The sequence below is a fragment of the Micromonospora sp. NPDC000207 genome, assembly GCF_040300925.1.
GTDB lineage: Bacteria > Actinomycetota > Actinomycetes > Mycobacteriales > Micromonosporaceae > Micromonospora.
This window is the reverse complement of the sequence record NZ_JBEPEQ010000220.1, coordinates 1-2,551: the sequence shown is the minus strand read 5'-3', so window position 1 is coordinate 2,551 and position 2,551 is coordinate 1. Positions and strand designations below refer to the sequence as shown.

3 protein-coding genes are annotated in these 2,551 nt (G+C 66.7%); all 3 read left to right on the top strand.

Going from position 1 to position 2,551, the window contains the following annotated elements:
• Nucleotides 1-325 (top strand): inositol monophosphatase family protein (locus tag ABT336_RS27185; RefSeq protein WP_350900422.1); only part of this gene is annotated, 325 nt, incomplete at its 5' end.
• A gap of 70 nt (nucleotides 326-395) precedes the next feature.
• Entirely contained in the window at nucleotides 396-1,307 is a 912-nt protein-coding gene (cysD, locus tag ABT336_RS27180; protein WP_350900420.1) for a sulfate adenylyltransferase subunit CysD, read from the top strand.
• Nucleotides 1,307-2,551, top strand: a 1,245-nt coding sequence (locus tag ABT336_RS27175; RefSeq protein WP_350900418.1) for a sulfate adenylyltransferase subunit 1, incomplete at its 3' end; no start/stop codon positions are given. The genes cysD and ABT336_RS27175, both read left to right, overlap by 1 nt.

Below are 2,551 nucleotides of genomic sequence, written 5' to 3'. Positions count from 1 at the left end.
GAGTCGGAGTCGCCCGCCGGTGTTCCTGACCGATCTGGCCGAGGAGGTCGGGGCGCAGTTGGTGCCGATGGGGTCGGCGGGGGCGAAGATCGCGGCGGTGGTGACCGGTGAGGTGGACGCCTACATCCACGCCGGGGGTCAGTACGAGTGGGACTCGGCCGCCCCGGTGGCTGTGGCGACGGCCACCGGGCTGCACGCTTCCCGGATCGACGGTTCTGCGCTGAAATACAACGAGACGGATCCTCGCCTGCCTGACCTGCTGGTCTGTCGCAAGGATCTGGCCAACCGGTTGCTTGCAGCGTTGCAGAGGCATTCCGTAGCCTGAGTCTTCTTCACCTGTCCGACCGGAAAGGTCTGGAATCCATGCGCGGCACCCCTCGAAGCGAGGTCGGGTCATGACCTCACCCTCGGCCTACCAGGTCTCTCACCTCGACGCCTTGGAGGCGGAGAGCATCTTCGTGATGCGGGAGGTGGTGGCGGAGATGGCGCGGCCGGTGTTGTTGTTCTCCGGTGGTAAGGACTCGATCGTGATGTTGCGGTTGGCGCAGAAGGCGTTCGCGCCGGGTTCGGTGCCGTTTCCGGTGATGCATGTGGATACCGGGCACAACTTCGTCGAGGTTCTGGAGTATCGGGACGCGCGGGTGGCGGGGTTGGGGTTGCATCTGGTGGTGGCGTCGGTGCCGGAGGCCCTGGTGTCGGGTCTGGTGCGGGAGTCGGCGGACGGGATGCGGAACCGGTTGCAGACGCCGGTGTTGTTGGAGGCGGTGGAGAAGCACCGGTTCGACGCGTTGTTCGGTGGGGCGCGGCGGGACGAGGAGAAGGCGCGGGCGAAGGAGCGGGTGTTCAGCTTTCGGGACGAGTTCGGGCAGTGGGATCCGAAGAACCAGCGGCCGGAGTTGTGGTCGTTGTACAACGGTCGGCATCATCCGGGTGAGTCGATCCGGGTGTTCCCGTTGTCGAACTGGACCGAGTTGGATGTGTGGCACTACATCGGTCGGGAGGAGATCCCGTTGCCGTCGATCTACTTCGCCCACGACCGTGAGGTGATCGAACGCGACGGCATGTTGTACGCGGTGAACGAGTTCATCCGGCCGCGTGCCGGTGAGACGCCGTTCACCGAGCGGGTCCGCTACCGGACGGTCGGGGACGCCTCCTGCACGGCGGCGGTGCGGTCGGACGCGGCCGACGTCGAGGCGGTGATCGCCGAGGTCGCGGCGACGAGGATCACCGAGCGGGGTGCGACCCGGGGTGACGACCGGGTCAGTGAGGCGGCGATGGAGGACCGGAAGCGAGAGGGCTACTTCTGATGAGCACCGACACGATTCCCGCCGAGGCGACGCCCGCAACCGGGCGGCCGATGGACCTGTTGCGGTTCGCCACCGCCGGGAGTGTCGACGACGGTAAGTCGACCCTGATCGGTCGGCTGCTCTATGACACGAAGTCGCTGTTCACCGACCAGCTCGAAGCCGTCGAGGCGGTGTCGGCGGCGCGGGGTGACGAGTACACGAACCTGGCGTTGTTGACCGACGGGCTACGGGCGGAACGGGAACAGGGCATCACCATCGACGTCGCCTACCGGTATTTTGCGACGCCTCGGCGGAAGTTCATCATCGCCGACACCCCCGGGCACATCCAGTACACCCGGAACATGGTCACCGGCGCGTCCACCGCCGACCTCGCGTTGATCCTGGTCGACGCCCGTAAGGGCCTGGTGGAGCAGTCGCGGCGGCACGCGTTCCTCTGCTCGTTGTTGCGGGTGCCGCACCTCGTCCTCTGCGTGAACAAGATGGACCTGGTCGACTACGACCAGCAGACCTTCGAGGCCATCGCCGACGAGTTCACCGCGTTCGCCGCGAAACTCGACATCACCGACCTCACCATCATCCCCGTCTCCGCCCTGACCGGGGACAACATCGCCTCCCGGTCGGCGAACATGCCCTGGTACGAAGGCCCCGCCCTGCTCCACCACCTCGAACACGTGCACATCGCCTCCGACCGTAACCTCGTCGACGTCCGCTTCCCCGTCCAGTACGTCATCCGGCCGCAGTCCACCACCGTCACCGACTACCGGGGTTATGCCGGGCAGGTCGCCTCCGGGGTCCTCAAACCCGGTGACGAGGTCATGGTCCTGCCCTCGGGGTTCACCTCCACCATCAGCGCCGTGGAGACCGCCGACGGGCCGGTGAGCGAGGCGTACCCGCCGATGTCGGTGACCGTCCGCCTCACCGACGAGATCGACATCTCCCGAGGCGACCTCATCTGCCGGCCGCACAACGCCCCCACCCCCACCCAGGACATCGACGCGATGCTCTGCTGGATGGACGAAACCCAACCCCTACGCGTCGGCGGCAAGTACGCCATCAAACACACCACCCGCACCGCCCGCACCATCATCCGCGCGTTGAACTACCGCCTCGACATCAACACCCTGCACCGCGACGAAACCGCCACCGACCTGACACTCAACGACATCGGCCGCGTCCGCCTCCGCACCACCATCCCCCTCCTCGCCGACGAATACCGCCGCAACCGCACCACCGGCGGCTTCATC

What these genes read in the sequence shown, in the direction of transcription:
- cysD (WP_350900420.1), top strand. Translation starts at nt 396, where the DNA reads ATGACCTCACCCTCGGCCTACCAGGTCTCTCACCTCGACGCCTTGGAG.